Origin of the sequence: Mesorhizobium sp. C277A (assembly GCF_040324395.1) — a bacterium.
GTDB lineage: Bacteria > Pseudomonadota > Alphaproteobacteria > Rhizobiales > Rhizobiaceae > Mesorhizobium.
In genome coordinates this window covers 166932-183407 of record NZ_JAMYVW010000004.1, presented here as the reverse complement: position 1 = coordinate 183407, position 16476 = coordinate 166932, and the positions used below count along the sequence as shown (strand labels likewise).

General features: G+C 58.4%; 11 protein-coding genes and 3 pseudogenes. 3 read left to right on the top strand and 11 right to left on the bottom strand.

Annotated features, from left to right (window positions below; all coding sequences use genetic code 11):
• Nucleotides 1–390: 390 nt before the first annotated feature.
• From NKK52_RS30495 to NKK52_RS30465, 7 genes are all read right to left on the bottom strand, one after another.
• Complete coding sequence (locus tag NKK52_RS30495; protein WP_023682806.1) at nt 391–1395, bottom strand: ABC transporter ATP-binding protein; 1005 nt, start codon at nt 1393–1395, stop codon at nt 391–393.
• A complete protein-coding gene (locus NKK52_RS30490) occupies nt 1388–2395 on the bottom strand; it encodes an ABC transporter ATP-binding protein (RefSeq protein WP_156939249.1) in 1008 nt (335 codons plus the stop codon). Before NKK52_RS30490 ends, NKK52_RS30495 begins: the two co-directional genes overlap by 8 nt.
• On the bottom strand, nt 2392–3324 hold the full coding sequence (locus tag NKK52_RS30485) for an ABC transporter permease (protein ID WP_023682808.1): 933 nt from the start codon (nt 3322–3324) through the stop codon (nt 2392–2394). The genes NKK52_RS30490 and NKK52_RS30485 overlap by 4 nt, the downstream gene beginning before the upstream one ends.
• Nucleotides 3321–4322, bottom strand: coding sequence for an ABC transporter permease (locus NKK52_RS30480; RefSeq protein ID WP_023682809.1), 1002 nt, complete (start codon nt 4320–4322; stop codon nt 3321–3323). The genes NKK52_RS30485 and NKK52_RS30480 overlap by 4 nt, the downstream gene beginning before the upstream one ends.
• Nucleotides 4315–5982: an ABC transporter substrate-binding protein gene (locus NKK52_RS30475; protein ID WP_031203883.1), complete on the bottom strand. Its 1668-nt coding sequence runs from the start codon at nt 5980–5982 to the stop codon at nt 4315–4317. Before NKK52_RS30475 ends, NKK52_RS30480 begins: the two co-directional genes overlap by 8 nt.
• 199 nt (nt 5983–6181) lie before the next feature.
• A complete protein-coding gene (locus NKK52_RS30470) occupies nt 6182–6778 on the bottom strand; it encodes a hypothetical protein (protein WP_023682811.1) in 597 nt (198 codons plus the stop codon).
• A gap of 30 nt (nt 6779–6808) precedes the next feature.
• Nucleotides 6809–7096: a hypothetical protein gene (locus NKK52_RS30465; RefSeq protein WP_352630797.1), complete on the bottom strand. Its 288-nt coding sequence runs from the start codon at nt 7094–7096 to the stop codon at nt 6809–6811.
• Nucleotides 7097–7354: 258 nt separating this feature from the next.
• Between NKK52_RS30465 and NKK52_RS30460 the strand changes: the two are divergent.
• From NKK52_RS30460 to NKK52_RS30450, 3 genes and pseudogenes are all read left to right on the top strand, one after another.
• A pseudogene (locus NKK52_RS30460) lies at nt 7355–7554 on the top strand (transposase); the annotation flags it as partial.
• A gap of 588 nt (nt 7555–8142) precedes the next feature.
• Nucleotides 8143–9156, top strand: a complete 1014-nt coding sequence (locus tag NKK52_RS30455) for a D-alanine--D-alanine ligase family protein (RefSeq protein WP_023682814.1) — start codon at nt 8143–8145, stop codon at nt 9154–9156.
• 555 nt (nt 9157–9711) lie between these two features.
• Nucleotides 9712–9977, top strand: a pseudogene (locus NKK52_RS30450) (site-specific integrase); the annotation flags it as partial.
• Between the two features lie 462 nt (nt 9978–10439).
• Here the strand turns inward: NKK52_RS30450 and NKK52_RS30445 are convergent.
• From NKK52_RS30445 to NKK52_RS30430, 4 genes and pseudogenes are all read right to left on the bottom strand, one after another.
• On the bottom strand, nt 10440–11597 hold the full coding sequence (locus tag NKK52_RS30445; protein ID WP_023682815.1) for a M24 family metallopeptidase: 1158 nt from the start codon (nt 11595–11597) through the stop codon (nt 10440–10442).
• A 286-nt stretch (nt 11598–11883) separates the two neighbouring features.
• Entirely contained in the window at nt 11884–12960 is a 1077-nt protein-coding gene (locus NKK52_RS30440; RefSeq protein WP_031203886.1) for a phosphotransferase, read from the bottom strand.
• Between the two features lie 14 nt (nt 12961–12974).
• Nucleotides 12975–14303, bottom strand: a complete 1329-nt coding sequence (locus tag NKK52_RS30435) for an aspartate aminotransferase family protein (RefSeq protein ID WP_023682817.1) — start codon at nt 14301–14303, stop codon at nt 12975–12977.
• 545 nt (nt 14304–14848) lie between these two features.
• A pseudogene (locus tag NKK52_RS30430) lies at nt 14849–16370 on the bottom strand (ISL3 family transposase).
• Nucleotides 16371–16476: the final 106 nt, after the last annotated feature.

The following is a 16476-nucleotide window of genomic DNA, read 5'->3' as shown; positions in this document are numbered from 1 at the left end:
ATTGCCAAACATGTTCCTTTTCATCATTTTGGCAGCATCGCGTCCGGCCCGTAGTAATGCTCCCTGTCGGATGGAAAGAAAGCGTACATTCTTCAACACTGCATCTGAAGTACACCGAGAAATAACCCGCAAACAGGCTATCTCCTCACATATCTAGCTGATCGCGCGGCAGCTCCCTCGCCGTGCTGCTGATCAGAGTTGCATGCTCATCTCGGAATTGACAAACATAGAATGAAGACCCCAGCTATCGAGAATCTAGATGGTCAGTCCTCATCCGTGTCCGACACGGTGCAAACGTGCGAAGGCTGCCTGTGGTGCGAGGTCGAAGTGCGTTGGCAATGGCGTTTAATGCTGACGAGAACCTCGTCGGGGGATTTCGTTACGAAGCCGTCAGCCTTCACTTCGCCAGCACGCGGACATGTGCCGCGTTCCGACTTCGATGGCGGGCGGCTCCTCGACTTTGCAGCGATCGAACGCCAGTGGGCAACGCGTATGGAAACGACAGCCTTTCGGCACGCGCGCGGCACTTGGAACCTCGCCTTGTAGGGCCGGCAGCTCGGAGCGACCTACGTTGCCGCCAATCTGTGGTGTGGCGTTACGCAAGGCAACTGTATAGGGATGGCATGGGTTGAACGTGAGCTCGTCGGCACTGCCGATCTCGACCAATTTTCCAAGATACAAGACCGCAATTCTGTCGGCGATCAACCAGGCGAGCGGCAGGTCGTGGGTAATGAACAGCAGCGCCATATTGTGCTTGTCGCATAAGTCAACCAGGACCTGAAGAATCTGCGCGCGTATCGAGACATCGAGCATCGAGACAGGTTCATCAGCAACGATGAGCTCTGGCTTCACGGCAAGCGCACCGGCAATAACGACTCGTTGGCGCTGCCCGCCGGATAGTTCGTGTGGGAAACGGGAGAAGAAATCACCGGGAGGATTGAGCCCGGCGGCCGCAAGCGCTTCGCTCACCCGCTCGGCGAGTTGAGTGGCGTTGTCGACCAGCCGCAGTGAGCGCAATGGCTCCGCCACGACATCGAATACGGTGTGTCGCGGGTTGAGTGCCTGATAAGCGTCCTGGAAGATCATCTGCACGCGATGCCGGTAAGGACGCAGGGCCGAGGAGCCTCGCTCCGCGGTCATGTCGCGGCCTTCGAACAACAGCTTGCCGCCTGTTGGCTGAGCAAGCTTGGTGATGACACGGCCCACCGTCGTCTTGCCGCTTCCCGATTCCCCGACCAAGGCGACAATCTCACCTCGTCCGATGTTGAGGTCGATTCCGTCCACCGCGCGCACGGCGCCGGCAGGTCGGCCCAGCACACGGTCGCACAGCCCGCCCTGTATAGGAAAATGGACCTGCAGCCTCTCGAGACGCAGGATATCGGCGGTGTCAGGCATGAGCTGCGACCTTGGCTTCTTGCGAGGACCGGTAAAGGTGACAGGCAACGCGCCCCCGCCCGAACTGATCGAGGCTGGGGACTTCGGTCCCGCAAATCCCCATGGCCGACGGGCAACGTGGATGGAAAGCGCAGCCTGAGGGTCGATTCACCAGGTTGGGGGGATCACCGGGTATTGGCCGAATGATCCGTTTGCCGCTCGCTGGGTTCGGGATCGATTCGATCAGCAGGCGCGTGTAGGGATGTTTAGGCTGGGCGAAGATTTCGGCGACAGCGCCATCCTCGAGGATCCGCCCCGCGTACATGATCATCACGCGATCGCAACACTCAGCCACGACAGAAAGGTCGTGGGTGATCAAAATGAGGGCAAGGCTAAGCTTCGATCGCAACTCCCCCAGCAGCTTAATGATCTGAGCCTGTGTTATGACGTCCAGCGCCGTGGTGGGCTCATCGCCGATGACGATCGAGGGGCGACATGCGAGCGCCATCGCGATCATCACTCTTTGACGCATGCCGCCGGACAACTCGTGCGGATAGGCGGAACCGCGGTCAGTCGGAATACCCACGAGCCCGAGCAGCTCTCTTGCCCGCGCGGTCGCCTCAACACGCGACATGCCGAGCTTCAGCATACACGGCTCGGCGATCTGCTTGATGATGCGGTGAACAGGATTGAGCGCATTCATAGCGCCCTGGAAGACTACAGACGTTTCGCACCAGCGATGCGGTCGCATCGCCGCATCATCGTCGATCGGAAGTCGGTTACCGCGATAGCGTACCTCGCCCTCGCTGACCCTTGCGTTGGGTGACAGCAGACCCGCGATCGCCATGGCAGTCGTGGTCTTGCCACTGCCCGATTCTCCGACGAGGCCAACGGCCTCTCCGGCCCGGAGCACGAAGCTCACGCCGTCGATTGCTCGCGATGAAACGCCCTTGAGCCCATAGTCGACAGAGAGACCGTCGACTACCAGAAGCGGAGCCTTGTCCTGGGAGGAGTTTATCACGGGATAACCCTCCGCCGTGGATTGAAGGTGTCGTCGAGGGCATTGCCAATCAGGACGAAGCTAAGGGAAACCGTGACTACGCACATCCCGGGAGCACCAAGGTACCACCACGCCCCAGCGCTGGCCGCCCCGGCGCGCTGGGCGAGCGATAGCAAAGTACCCCATGAAGGCTGCAAGGGGTCGCCAAGCCCGAGAAACGAGAGCGATGTCTCGACATAAATCGCGCCGGCGACGACCAGAGCCCCGTTGGCCGCGATTTGCGGCACGAGATTGGGGAGAATGTGTCGCAACATGATCCTGAGATTACTGCTGCCGGCAACGCGTGCACGATCAATGAATGTTCGCTCCTTGAGTGACAGTGTCTGGCTGCGGACGATACGGGCGACGAACGCCCAGCTTGTCATGCCAATAACGAGAAGGATCACAAAAAGAGAGGGACGGAAGCCGAGGATTTCTCTGCCCCGACCCATCACCTCGAGAACCACGGGTGTGATGACCAGCGCTAGCACGAACGACGGCATGACGAAAAAGAAGTCTGTCAAGCGCATCAGCCAAACGTCCACCCAGCCACCAAAGTAGCCCGCGGTCATTCCGACCGTAGTCCCGACGATGAGGCTAATCACCGTCGCCAGCAGCGCAATCGTGAGCGAGATCCGGGCGCCGTGGACGACCAGATTGAGCACGTCCCTCCCGACTTCGTCTGTCCCCAGCAGATGCTGGCCTGAGGGTGGCACGAGGAAATCGCCGGATGCGTTGATCGCAGTCTGGAGCGGTCCCACCAGCATATTGGGCATCGCTGCCATAACAAGAAAGAATAACAGACACAACAGGCCAAGCTGAGCCTCGCCATAGCCAAGAAATTGACGAAGAAAACCTTTTACGGCGCGCGCACGGCCTCGCGGGGAGTACCGAACAGTACTGTCACTCATTGTCGAACCCTCGGATCGAGAAGGCCGTAGGCAAGATCTGCTACGAGGTTTGCGAGAACAATCGAGGCGCCGAGCAACAGGAAAACTCCTTGAAGGACTGGGTAGTCCCGTGCATTGAGCGCCTCCACTGTCAGGCCGCCGATCCCCGGCCAGGCGAAGACAGCTTCAACCGTGATGGCACCGGCGACAACGTAACCGAGATTGAGGGTAATCAAGGTTACGACGGGCAGCATTGCATTACGCAATGCATGTCGCAGCAGCATCTGGCCCCCGGTCAGCCCCTTGGCCCGCGCGGTCACCATGTAATCCTCGGTGACAACGTCACTCATCGCGGCACGAGCGACCACGACATATTGGCCGATGAGTCCAAGAGCCACCGCGGTGACTGGAAGCGCGAGATGCCGCAAGTAATCGAGCAACGAATCAAGGGAGCCTGTGCTCACGCCGGGTGAATATGCACCATAGCCTGGAAGCCAGCCGAATTTCGTACTGAAGATCACCACAAGGAGCATGCCGAGCCAGAACGACGGCGTAGAGTAGAGCGCCAGGGAGACTCCCGTGGCGATATGGTCGACGGCTCCTCCTCGGCGCCAGCCCGCATAGAGGCCAAGCATCACCCCAACAACGATTGCAATTACCTGAGCAACTCCGACCAGGGCAATGGTGGCGGGCAGGCGCTCCACAATCAGGTCAGCGACATGCCTGCCCCTGAACTTGAAGCTGTAGCCCAAGTCGCCCTGGAGGGTCGCGGACAAGTAGTCGAGGACTTGATCCGGAAATAAAGGCCGATCGAGGCCCCAATTTTGACGTTGCGCCTCCATCTGCTCAGCGGTCACGCTGGTGCGCGCTCCGCCAAGCAAAAGCGATGCAGGGTCACCAGGAATGACCCTGAACAGGATGAAGTTTAGCGTTGCCACCATCACGAGCGTAACGATGGCTCTTAGAAGGACCTGCCCAATGCGCCGACTTGTCCGGCCCCCGCTTCCAGGATTAGCCATTGCGTGGCTTCAGGCGATCAAACGGGAAATAGCCCCACTGTGACACCGCATCATCCGTCCCCCAGCCTTCGAAGCAATCCTTGCGATGGGCCTCGAGCGTTAAGGGATAACTCAGCATGATATACGGGGAATCAGTATAGATGAGACGCGCAGCCTGGTCGACCAATAACTGGCTCTTTTTGACGTCAACAGTGCTATCCAGTTCAGAAAAGTATTTCTCGAATTTCTCGTTAGTCCAGTACGAAGTGTTGTTCAGAGCCTTCCTGCTTCCCAAGCTAAGAAGGTCGTGAGGCGAGGTAGACAGCCAGGTGCTGGCGATGAGCAAATCCCAGCCTCCGCCGCCGTCCGCCGGCGGTTTGATGCGGGCGCCCAACGCCCCAGAATCGAGCTGGGTCACGGATACGGGAATGCCAATTTGACTCAACCAGCCCGCGATGAGCTGCGTGACTGCAATCGGAATTTCATATACACCCGAAAGATTTCCTGCGATCAGCTCAAGCTGGAAGCTGTTTCCCTCCTTGTCCTCGCGGACACCATCGGCGTTCGTGTCCCGATACCCGGCCTCATCGAGCCGACGAGCCGCCTCTGCGAGATCGAAATGGCGCCTGATGTCGCCCAGGTCCGAATAGTAGTCAGCGGCCACCGGCATTGCGATTCCCACACCAGGGTCGGCGTGCCCGCGGTACGCCCGATCGACAATGGTCTTCTGGTCGATCGCGTAGCCGATCGCGTCGCGAAACGCTGGATCCTGCAGCGCTTTGGTGCTGCCCGCCCCTTCGGCGGACGCCGTGTTGAAGGCCAGGTAATCCCGCTGCTCGTTGCGCGCTTCACCGACCACGACATTGGGGTTCTTCGAGAGGTCAGCCCATTGGGCAGCCGTTACGCCACCATAATCAAGACTACCACTCTTCAGACCCTGGGCAATTGGATCTTGCGTGCTGAACTGGTGGACAATCATGCCGGCCGTTGTCGGCTTCCCTGTGCGGAAATAGGGATTCGGCGCGAGGCGCACAAACTGACCCTGCTGAAACTCAGCAACGATCATAGGCCCAGTTCCAACCAGCGGCGGGTCGTTGCGGAAAGTGCTGCGCGCATCCGCGTAGCTAATGTCCTTCCAAATGTGCTCGGGTACCATTAGAAGGTAGTTGTCAACTGGCCAACGCGTAGGAGCCTTGGAAACGATCTGCAAAGTCTCATCATCAGTGGCCGTAACGGATGCAATTTGTTCCATGCCGTTAGTGCTGTTTTGGCCAATATTCAGTTCGTCTGGCTTGCCTATGGAGCCAAGTAGATAGTTAAAAGTGAACGCGGCGTCTCTCGCGGTGGCGGGTTGGCCATCCGACCACTTCATGCCGGGCCATATCTTAAATGTCCAGGCGAGACTGTCATCAGCGACGGACCACGTCTGGGCAAATCCCTTCCGATCATCGTGTCGCTGGGCGTCGACACCGACCAGGCAGTCGTAAGTGTAGAACAAAGGGAAAGCCGAGCTCCAGGTCGCGAATGGATTCATTGTATCGGGAGCGCTTGTTGAGCCGATACGCACAATATGGTCGTCGCAAGACGAGGCGAATGCTTTTGAGCGCAGCACAAAAGGCGAGGCGGCTGCTCCCACTAGAAGTGCCTTCGCGAGCGTGCGTCGGTTGAAGTACGAATTCATTCTTTTCTCCCCTTTACCTTGGGCCGCGCCGGTTTCGGCTGCTTGCAGCGCCAATTTCTGGCACTGGTGCCCCACACTAGCCTGTGGTGCCGCGGCATCATTTTTCTAGATTGAAGCTACGTCTGCCGATTCTTGGCGGCAAATATTGAATCGATAACGCAGCCATCCAAAAATTAGATGGCGCTCTCGCATCGTTCTTTTACCGGTGACAACTCGAGGCCTTTGGTCCGGTGCAGGTATGCCGCCAAAGCGGATTTCTACCATTGGGTCCTTCCTGCGTTCCCGAGACCAAAATCATGGAGTCGTCGGCATAGCGCACCAGTAGGAATAGACAGCGACCAGCTTTGCGGTCGGTGTCCCGCGCACTCTTTCCCGCCTTTACCCCGTCACTCGCGGCGGGCCTGGGTCTCGGTGCGGAGATACGTCCATCGCGACGAATCATGCGCAGGATGGCCACGACGGCATTGACGCCGGTGATCGTCTGAAGCCAACCGACCTGCGGATCGTCAATCGCATCCCTGGCGATATCACGATCAACGTGTGCCAGATCCTCGGCCAGGCGATCGATCTCACGGATATGTCTGGCGATCGCGGCCCGTTCGTCGTCGGGAAGCACCTGCCGCTCAAGCCAGGCGCGGCCGCAATTGTTGAACAGATCGGCATGCGGGCACTTCGGCACGAGGTGCGCCTGCAGGATGCCATGCACCTCGTTCTTCACGCGCGTGCGATGTCGCACGACGTGATTGCGCCGCGCGACGAGACGGCGAAGCCGCTCGGTCCGCTCGTTGGGAACCAACACCTCCGGCAGAAAGCCGCTGGCATGGAGCTACGCCAGAACCCCGACATCGATCTTGTCGGTCTTGATCCTGTCATGGGCGATCGCCTTCACCTGCATCGGATTGGCGACAATCACCCGGCCGACGAAGGGCGAAAGCACGCGCACCACCGCCATGGCATTGCCGGTCGCCTCGACAACGACCTCGTCGAGTTGCAACCAGGCTGCGGCCGAACCCTTCCAAACCGGAGCGGGTGATGACGATCCCTCCGTGGTGGCGCAGCCGGCCATCTTCCCAGAAAACCACTTCCGCAAAAGTGCGGTGGATGTCCATTCCAATCACACGTCTCATCGGCTCCCTCTTCCTTGAACAATCGGGAGCCGGCGGGCGACGCGACACCTACGGATCCGCGCTCTCGGCGGAACCGGGCAGGTCGCAGGGGCGGCCAGCTACTAACGCGAGCTCGCATCTGATCGAATACCTCGGCCTGCCCACACTTGGCGTGCTCCCGGTGCCCCTGTCCCGGATGGTCGCACGATAGGCCGAAAATCTCGCATCTCCAGCGGGGGACCAGATGGCACGTCATGATTATAGCGGTTACGAACATGCTGGAGCGCCTCAATGAGGAAATCCGCCGGCGCACTTATGTCGTGCGCATCTTCCCCAATCCGAAAGCTGCCTGCGCCTGGTCAGGACATTGGCCGTTGAAACCAACGAAAACTGGATGGAGACCAACCGCTACAATATGGATGATCTGCGCGAGCACAAGAAGCTCGCTCTGCGCGAAGCCGCGTGACCAGCACTATGGCCCACCCATCTCTGCTGCCGCTTGACCGAACCGCACACACGGTGACGGAACGGTGCGCGCATCAGAATCCGCAAGAGCTTCGCAGCCTTCTCAATTTCGCAGCGGCCGTCATAATCACGCTGAAGCTCAACAAGCCTTAGTTCGATTGAGGACAATCCGTGCTCAGAACCAGACGTCCCTGGACGCTGCTAGTATTAAGCTGGCTGAGGGTGCCCTTCATTTTGTGCTCCTTGCTCGCGACACCTTTCGTGGCATGCCAATTGCGAGGGTATCACCAGATGCCTGTTCCGACAGTGGCCGTCGCGCAGTCTTCAAACGCAGGAGTTCACATGACACTCGGCCACGCAATACCTGCTGCGCATCCCGTTGGACGCGCCAGCGGCGCTGGGGCTGCCTGCGGACCGGCGGCATCTTCCGTCCGGCAGCAACCTTCAGTCCGGAGTGCATTTAGTGCTGATGACATTGTTCATCAGCATTCTGACAGGCTGGTCTGTTAGTACTCGCGCAGGTAATCGGGGCACCGCGCAAATCCGAGCGAGTCACCGTCAAACCGATCAAACATCAAAGGAGTAGCTCATGCGAGTAGCCGTTGTTACGAACAGAGACCTTAAGGGGGTGATCAACCGATTCGGCCAGCCTTTGCCGCAGCCGCCGGAGCCTTGCACAGCGTGGGAATGCGACAGTGTGGTGCCGGCGCTGCAAGAAGGCGGCCACGAGGTGCTGCTGTGTGAGGGTGATAAAGGCATGCTAACTACGCTTGAGCGGTTCATGCCACCCGATTCGCAAGGCCGCCCTTCAGGATTCGTCTTCAACTTGGCTGGTGGAATTCAGGGCGAGTCCCGCTTCTCCCACGTTCCTGCCATGCTCGAGATGGCCGGCGTTCCCTACATAGGAGCAAGCCCGCTCGGACACGAGCTTGCTAACGACAAGGTCGTCACCAAGATACTCATGCGCGACCGCGGTGTGCCGACGCCGAAATTTCGAGTGATGCATCGAGGCGATGAGAATACTGGAGACCTGAGATTTCCAGTGGTAGTGAAGCCTCCTCGTGAAGGTGACAGCCTCGGATTGCAGCTCGTACATGAACCCGCTGAGCTAAAGCAGGCCGTAGAAGTCATTGTCGAGCAGTTTGCGCAGGAGGCGCTTGTTGAAGAATACATTGAGGGGCGGGAAATCACCGTTCCGCTGCTTGGAAACGGAGAACTCGAGGTATTTCCGCTCGTGGAGCAGGACTTTGGCGATCGCGCAACGCGTCTTATGACTTGGGAAGCGAAGTACGTGGCGGCTGCTGCGGTGTCGAAGATTTGCCCGGCACAGATCGGGAGCAGGCTTGCGGCGGTCCTGCGAGATATTTCGATTGCGTCATTCCGCGCCTGCCAGTGCCGGGACTATGCCCGCGTCGACATCCGGATCGACCGCTCCGGCCAGCCTTTTGTCCTTGAGATCAGCGCCAATCCGTGCCTCACAAAGGGCTCATCGTATTGCGTGGCTGCGAGCACAGCTGGACACAGCTACTCGAGCTTGATCAATCGCATCCTGGATATCGCCCACAGGCGGTATTTCGGAACCGCTATCCCCAGCCGAACGTGACTTTGCGCCTTTCGCCTAGGGCTAGATGAAGCGGCTGGGTCTCTCCGGCCCAGACGTCAGCCTCGCGCCGAGAGAGGTCGATCAGCATCGCGGGATTAAAGATCTGATCGGCCACCAGAAGCAGACCTCGACGGCCTCAGGCAACCTGAGCAATCGCCCATCTCACGACGGGTGTACTTGAACCGCAGAGCCTTCCTCCCTGGGTGTTGGGGGGCGAGTGACGGATCCGGTCGTAGGGTATGAGCGCAGCGCGCTGGCGAATGGCGCCGGCGCATCGGGGCCGACCCGCGCAGCACCTGACGCCTGCTCGGCGGCTCCGGCCACCACCGCGTATGCCGTCATCTCGTCGCAAGAAGACACCAATCTGCGAACTGAATTGGACGCCCGCGGCCATGGGCTGTCTAGGGTCCGGACCCATAAAGGGATTCCACTGACGGTGGTTTTATGATTGAACTAAACCGCTGCCGCGGTAGCTTATGCGCGGGTCTGGCCTGAGGACGCCCCTGTCTGAGAAGATTTGGTGTCGAGCCAACCTTCCAGACAGGAGAACCCCAGATGGCCCAGATAAGCCCTCTGCGTCAGCGGATGATTGAAGATCTGACGATCCGCAATTTGTCACCGGAGACCCAGCGATCCTACGTGCATCACGTGGCGAAGTTCAGTCGATTTTTTGGACGCTCACCCGATCAACTGGGATACGAAGAGGTGCGCGCCTATATCAGGCCCACTTAGTGGGCCGAAGGATCTCGTGGGGCGCGTTGAACCAGACCGTTTGCGCCTTGCGTTTCTTCTACGGCGTGACGCTGGGTCGATCTGATCTGCGCCATCTGAGCCGACGCCTCGACCAAGTTCGCGACTGAGAAAGCATGGAACGGATCGATGAACGCATCCAAAGTCTGGCAACCCTAATGGTGCTCGCCAACCTATCCGCTAATGAGACCAACGGTGCGTGCGTATTCCCCATAAAGGCCACGGCCCACGAGCCGATCGACAGGCCGGATACATATGAGCGACTTCCTCTATCCTTGCACGCCTCACTTGCGAAAGGCAGCCGGTCCATACATAGGGTCGGGTTGCTCACATCAACCTGATTCGAAGGAAAACCGATGACCGCCGAGATGAAGCTGTTGAAGGCGCGCTCGCCAGCGGCGTCCTCGCCGTCGACTTACACCACGTGCTGGGGCACGACCCCCAAGACAGCTTAGCTGCTTCAACGTTTCTTGTTCGCTGTGTTGCCGGAGGCATGAACAGAGTAAAAAGACGATTTTGGTCGCTGCGACGCATCACGCGCGATAGAGTGCGTGTGTTGTACCGCTGAGTATTTCTGCTCCGCGCTCCGTCACCATGACAGTCTCGCTGCAGCCAAACAAGTAACGACCTTCCCCAATGAGAATGATGGGCATATGGACGGTCATATTGGCCTGAAGGACGTCCAGTGCGCTGGGCTCCAGGCTGATATTGCCGCGTTCGCCCCATGGGGATCCGGTCTGGTATCCAACCCGATGATTAAGAGCTTTGGGTCTAACAGATCGCTTGATCACCCTGCGAGCCGCCGCGTCCACCTCTCCCGCCGTTACACCTGGCTTGATTGCAGTGATGGCGGCTTCAAGTGCCTCCTCCGCCAAGGCATGCAAAGTCTCGGTCTCAGCATGCTTACCAAGCACGGCACCGCGAACCAGAGGCCCGGCATACCCCTGCTTAATGCCGCCGACTTCAACCATCGCAGGTTCGTTGTTACCCATTGGATGGCGTGTCAGCTTCGTGTGCGGTAGCTTCGTCCTCTCGCCAAATCCGACTGAGACAAGCCTGACGTCCTCGCCGCCGGACTTGGTAACCTCACTCTGGATGGCCACCGCCATTTCAGCTTCGGATATGCCGGCCCTCAGAGATTGCTGAAATGCACGCACGGCCACGTCAGTCGCGGCCATCGCATGACGCATTGCAGCAATCTCCAACTCGTTCTTCACGGCCATAACCGATGAGACCAGACGAGAGGCATCGGCAATTTTCATTTCGGGAATGAGGGTCTGAAGCGCATATACATCTGCCGGAGCGAGGCCCCAGCAGCCCAGCTCGAACCCGACCTTCTTGCCTGCTAGTCCCGACCTGCGTAAAACGTCGGCAGCCACTTTGGCAAAATCTGATTGCTCTGTATAACCAACCAACTCATCGATGCAGCTCTCTGCACGAACGCCAGTCAACTCGTATTCCCGAACTACACATATTGGAGCCCGTCCCGGCACGAGGATCAACGGAAACGGCATGAAATACGCACCTGTTCCATCGTATCCGCTGAGATACTGGAGATGACCGTGCGCGGTGACCACGAGTGCGTCCAGCTCGGATCGGGCTATCTCTTCAAGCACCTTCTTCTGCCGTCGTTCGTACTCTGATTTTGGAAACGGTGCGCCGGTGAAAGGAATCGATTCGGCCGTAGTCATAGATAACTCCTTATCGTTGGTTGTAGTCGGTCAAGTTGAGGGAAGAAATACGCCCCTGGGGCTACGTTCCGTACTCGACGGCCACGGACATGCGTCGGCTAACCAATATGCGCTCCAGATGCACTTTTGCGTCCGGGTATCATGAACAAAGAAGAATTCCCGATCTCTGGCGTTCACGGATACCGGGACTAAATATCTAGAATCGCATACGATCGCCGAGGTACTCGATTGTATGGTGGTGGTGGGCAACGTTCCCTCAAGCGCCACCTACTTCCTATTGCTGGGCTCAAGCACCATCAACGGCGCGGTAGCGGAATTGCGCAACCACGTCATCCAGTGGTACGCCCATGGCCCGCTCTAGGTTCGCCCAGTAATACTCGGCACTAGCCAGTAGCTCCTCGCTCTGGTCAGGTGCGCGCTCCGCCTTCCAGTACCTGATCAACGCCAGCATGGTGAGCCGCGCGAGAGCCGCAACTGGCAAAAGTGGGAGTTCTGACTGGTTTATCGGCCGGCTATGCTCGTACCCGGCGACAAAGGCAAAGGCATCCTCCCAAGGGTTCTCCTGAGTGCGGCCGATCAGGTGCGCGACCGTATTGGCGGGATCGAAGATCACCGCGCTATGGACAGTGTCACCAAAGTCAAGGATGGTCCTAACGAAGACATCGCTATCCGGATCCACCACGACATTGTTGGGAGCGTAGTCACCATGGATCACTTGCATTTCAAGACTTGTCAGCCTCGGCAGAACGACTTCCTCAAAGAGCCTGAAGACCCGTTGAGCCAGCAATCGGTGCCTGGGGTCTGGCGCGTGATCAACAAGTCCCGCCCAATGGGGGAAGTGCCTAATGTCGTAAACTAAGCTGCGCTCGGCAGCTGGATGACCGAATAATCGCAGCGCAATGTTTACCCGCCCGAGCATGTCTCCGACCTTGGTCAATTGCTCGACATTAGCATCCATTTGTTCCCATAATAGGCCTTCAACAAAACAGAAGACGCTAAGTGTTCGACAGGTGCCATCCCCCAAGTCGATTGGAACGCTATCCCTTCGCTCAAGGGTGGGCTTGATCCGCTGGATCGGCAAGGCGTGAGCGGCGTCATCAAGATAACGCATCGCTGCAATCTGCAACGCCGTAATTTGTTCAGGCTCATCGGACGGTGACACCTTTACGAGGTATTCATTCACGCCGGTTTTGAACCTGAACGTATTGCCCTTTTCACTGCCCAATCGTTCAACCTGTCCGCTGAGGCCGTAGTGCCTCTCAAGCATGTTGTCCAGCAACAAGGGGTCGATAGATTGGGTTGATGAGAGCAAGCTGCTCTCCTCCAGGAGCCGTTGCAGCATTGCGCCAGGTAATTTGTTCATGTTGCCAGAGCCCTCTAGAGCCGCTGTTTCGCTACGATGGAAAATGTTTCAAGGAATCGAGACACGTCCGCTGCGGTGAAAGCGACTGGAGGACGAACTTTCAACACGTTACCTGCGGGGCCGGTCCGGCTGATCAGAACTCGACGATCGCGGAGGTCCTTGATGACGCTTTCGCAACGAATAGGATCGGGCTCGAGCGTCGTTCTGTCCTTGACGATCTCAACGCCAAGGTACAGGCCGCTGCCTCTGATTTCCGCAACATAAGGAGAATCCCTTGTCAGCGTTTCAAGCCCTGACAGCAGGGTTGCTCCGTTCACGGCAACGCGTTCACGCACATTCTCCTGCTCGAACACATCGAGCACTGCGGACGCCGCGGCTATAGAAAGCAATCGGCCGCCCAATGTGTTGAAGTAACTGACCTTCTTTCCGAATTCGTCCGAGACCTCCGGGCGGAAGACGACGCCAGAGATGGGGAAACCGTTCCCAATCGCTTTGCCCATCGTGACGATATCAGGAACCACCCCGTGCCGAGTGAAACCCCACATCGAATCTCCGAGCTGAGCGAACCCTGATTGAACTTCGTCAGCAATGTGAAGGCCACCAGCGGCATGAACTTGCTCGACCATCGCCTGCATGAAGCCCACAGGGTGAGTAAAAATACCGTCGGAGGTGAAAGCGGAATCGGCAACCAAGGCCGCTAGCCTGTAGCCATGCCGTTCGAGATCAACGATCGCGGAACGCACTTGATCCCGCATATACTTCTCAAGGGATTGTTCGGGCCCGCAGAACCTGGGGTCAGGAGCGGCAATAAGTCGGACGTTTGGTCCGAGCGGGGATCCTGCGCCTAACATCGGGGAAAAACTGGCGACTTCACGAGTGCGACCGTGAAACGCCCAGCGAGTAACTATGATACCCTCGCCGCCCGTATGGAACCTCGCGACTCGAATTGCAAGGTCATTTGCTTCAGATCCAGTGCAGGGCAAGCTTAGCTTCGACAGTTCAGCTGGGAATGTTGCAAGTAGCCGCTCAGCATAGGCGACCAGCGCTTCCTGGGGGTAGCGTGTATCAGTGTTGACTGTGGCAATCTGGCGGGAAACGGCGTCCGCAACATGCTTGTGCGCGTGGCCGACGCCCTGCACGTTGTTAAACGCGTCGAGATAGTCATTGCCGTCGATGTCTACTAAGTGAGCACCAAATCCCGAGACAAACTCCACCGGAATCGTCTCGGAAAATTGGTAGCCAGGACCGAGCACCGCGTCACGGCGTCGGATGATGTCCTGGAGTCGTTCTGGCAGATCGCTGACACCAATCGCATCGATCTGCTTGGGGTTGCGCGAGCTCATCTTAGCGTGACAGCGGACGATCGAAAAAAACGGCCGCAGTTTTCGTCGAGTGCGCTGCCATCTTGTGAGTCAGAGCTACGTTTCGCATAAGATCGGCAGGCTCAGCCTCGACGCGAGATGTTGCGATCGTTACTAACTGCTGCAAAAAAAATTCGTTCATTCGAGGTGCCCTGTAGGCTGCAATCAAATCCATGCCCTTGATCAGGAATAGACCGCCATCGGCCGCCGCAGTCCAATCCAGTTTACAGATTGTTGTCTTCTCGCGACGAGATGACATGGGACGCGCGCATCTTGATAAACTGCCATCGCTATGAATGCCACCATCGCCAACACCATCAACGATACCGGCGGCGACTTCCGCTGGCCGTCAAGAACTAACAGCCGATGCGCATCGAAGTGGGCGGCAATTGTTCGTTTGCAACTCGCCGGCGCTAGGGTGAATTGCTCAAACCGGCGTGGCTGTGATTTTTCGTGGAATGAGGACCATGTTGAGGGGTGATTTTCGTCCAAACGGGGCTCTGACGCATTCCCGCTTCGACCACAGCCTAAGTTGCACCGATGAGGCGCGCTGGAGCAGACCGATCTTGGCGGCCATACATCTGCCGCTTGATGAGTTTGAGCTTGGTGATCTGGCATTCAGTTTGGCCGTTCGACCATGGAGATATGATGGCATTGCGGACCGCGGCGATGTCTTTCTCTACGCCGTTCGCGAAGGAGCCGACGAGACTTGCCTTGGCGTGGTCGAGCCGAGCGTCCAATCTGGCGACCGCCTTTGACCGGATCATCTGCTGAAAGTTGGCGACAAGCGTTCGCGCGGTGACGAGGTCAGGAACATTGCTCTCGATTGCGGCGATCAGTACAGCGTCCGATTTGGACAGGTCGTCACGCGCCAGCGTCATGAGCCTGGCGATGCTTCGTGCCGAAGGCGTGAGGGCAAGTGCACTTTGATCGGCCCTTTCAGCAAGGCGTCGGCGCTGCGCCCATTTAGAGACGACGCCGATCTGGCCGCGGAAGCCCTTCTCGCGCATTTCGCGCCAGAGCGCCGATGCATTGTGCGCGCCTTGCCCCAACGGCTGTCCAGCCAGGGGAGCCATTCCTCGAGCGAGCTTTGTCGAACGCGAAACACATCGGAGCGTTGGCCGCGCAGGACGCTACGGACGAGCTTGCGGCTATGCCCGGTACGCTTGACGATCTGCTTGATCGGAATGCCCTGCTTCGACAATTCCAGAATGGCCTCGTTGGCTTCCTGCCGGCGCTGATATCCCTCATACTGTAGCCGTTCGGCATAGGTGAGAAGCCTCGGATCTATGATGGTGCTGCCGACGGCCTTTCGAATCTGCCGCATGGATTTGCTAACTTCGTCGAGAAAGGCTCGGCGGCGTTTTCCATCAGGTGCCAGCAGTCGGCCACCTGATCGGCATGCGGCAACGCCTTGGCGATTGCCTCGCCATCTCCACCACCTCGGTCACGCGCGACGGTCGTGATGGACGGATGGCCATGAGCCATACCTGCGATGTCGCCTGCTCGCGTCAGGCAGCAAGGTCATTGGCCTGCGGCGTTCGAGATCGCAGACAATCGTCCCGTATCGCTGACCGCGCCGCAATGCAAAGTCGTCAATGCCGATCATGGCGAGTTCATCACGCGGCTGTTCAGTCCTGCGGGGCACGACGCAACATGAGTATCGTTGCTCACCGGCATCATGAGGCGATTGGCAAAGGCCGCAGCCGGCCTGCCGCTAAGCGCGAGCCCCAAGTGATGAACGATCGTCTCAAGACGTCCGGTCCTTCGCGATAACGGAGCCAAAATATCGGGGCCAAGCCGTTCGGCAAAAATGCGGGGGCGGCAAAGAACGGCGTCGCACCAGAAACGGCGAACCGTCACCCGCAGGAAAACCCGCCGACCGGCGATCGGCAAACCGGCGGGTTGCCGCAGATATCGGCTCTGGGTCCGGAGTGAACTGGTCCCGCAGCACGGGCACGTTGCCGAAACCGCCGTAGTGCGCACGTCAAGAAATACGCAATCCGTGTCGATCTCCGCATGCTCGACGATGAAGCCCGCCGGCGCCAGTTTCGTCGACCCAGATCTCCGTTAATCGCGCTGATTCCCCCTCGGATCGCGACTTCAGCCGTCACATGCAGCGAGATTGAGTCTGCCCCCTTTTGCGCGAAAATGC

Bases quoted from the DNA above. Each gene is read 5' to 3' on its own strand.
- NKK52_RS30495 (WP_023682806.1), bottom strand. From the start codon at position 1,395: ATGCCTGACACCGCCGATATCCTGCGTCTCGAGAGGCTGCAGGTCCAT.
- NKK52_RS30485 (WP_023682808.1), bottom strand. From the start codon at position 3,324: ATGAGTGACAGTACTGTTCGGTACTCCCCGCGAGGCCGTGCGCGCGCC.
- NKK52_RS30480 (WP_023682809.1), bottom strand. From the start codon at position 4,322: ATGGCTAATCCTGGAAGCGGGGGCCGGACAAGTCGGCGCATTGGGCAG.
- NKK52_RS30475 (WP_031203883.1), bottom strand. From the start codon at position 5,982: ATGAATTCGTACTTCAACCGACGCACGCTCGCGAAGGCACTTCTAGTG.
- NKK52_RS30455 (WP_023682814.1), top strand. From the start codon at position 8,143: ATGCGAGTAGCCGTTGTTACGAACAGAGACCTTAAGGGGGTGATCAAC.
- NKK52_RS30445 (WP_023682815.1), bottom strand. From the start codon at position 11,597: ATGACTACGGCCGAATCGATTCCTTTCACCGGCGCACCGTTTCCAAAA.
- NKK52_RS30440 (WP_031203886.1), bottom strand. From the start codon at position 12,960: ATGAACAAATTACCTGGCGCAATGCTGCAACGGCTCCTGGAGGAGAGC.
- NKK52_RS30435 (WP_023682817.1), bottom strand. From the start codon at position 14,303: ATGAGCTCGCGCAACCCCAAGCAGATCGATGCGATTGGTGTCAGCGAT.